Genomic DNA, 242 nt, shown 5'->3' with positions numbered 1-242 from the left:
ATCCTTAGATCAACAGGAGTCTGACGTTCTCGCTCGGAATTTTCAGGACCTCCTCGAAGGTCGGTGAGATCTCCTGCTGGTTTATCTTTCACATCTACTTGCTGCGAAGAATCTTCTAAAGGTGCCGTATTCGCGTTTACAGTAAAGTCATTTGTAAGATAAAAACAAAATAAAACCTCAATAGTCAAAAGCCACTTAACGATTTGTTTTTTCATCTATTCATCCCCTTTTACGGTTATGGG

The 242-nt window shown here is 40.1% G+C and carries 1 protein-coding gene; it reads right to left on the bottom strand.

Annotated features, from left to right (window positions below):
* Positions 1–215, bottom strand: a 215-nt coding sequence (locus tag Q4548_RS17335; protein WP_303457260.1) for a hypothetical protein, incomplete at its 3' end; no start/stop codon positions are given.
* Positions 216–242: the final 27 nt, after the last annotated feature.

Origin of the sequence: Wenyingzhuangia sp. 2_MG-2023 (assembly GCF_030548295.1) — a bacterium.
Taxonomy (GTDB): domain Bacteria; phylum Bacteroidota; class Bacteroidia; order Flavobacteriales; family Flavobacteriaceae; genus Wenyingzhuangia.
This window is presented reverse-complemented; position numbering and strand designations above follow the sequence as displayed.